The 260-nt window shown below is 59.6% G+C and carries 1 protein-coding gene; it reads left to right on the top strand.

Annotated elements, in window-relative coordinates:
- Positions 1-240: phosphoribosyltransferase family protein (locus ACNQ0T_RS24515; RefSeq protein WP_417930527.1), on the top strand; the 240-nt coding region annotated here is incomplete at its 5' end.
- Positions 241-260 lie beyond the last annotated feature (20 nt).

Below are 260 nucleotides of genomic sequence, written 5' to 3'. Positions count from 1 at the left end.
GGCCTGACTCGCCAGCGAGCCGGCGCCGTCCAACATTCGCTCAATGCCCGCCAGCGCAGGCAGAACCTGAAAAATGCCTTTCAGCTTGAATTTGCCGTGCAGGGACTCCATATCGCTCTGGTGGATGATGTCGTCACGACCGGCAGCACCGTCGCCGAGATATCCCGCCTGCTTTTGCGAAACGGCGCCGCGACGGTTCAGGTATGGTGTTTGTGCCGTCTGTCTCTTATACACATCTGACGCTGCCGACGACATCGCTC

This window comes from Enterobacter cloacae complex sp.6700776 (genome assembly GCF_048284255.1).
Lineage (GTDB): Bacteria > Pseudomonadota > Gammaproteobacteria > Enterobacterales > Enterobacteriaceae > Enterobacter > Enterobacter intestinihominis.
The sequence above is the reverse complement of the archived record's forward strand: the minus strand, read 5'-3'. Positions and strand labels throughout refer to the sequence as shown.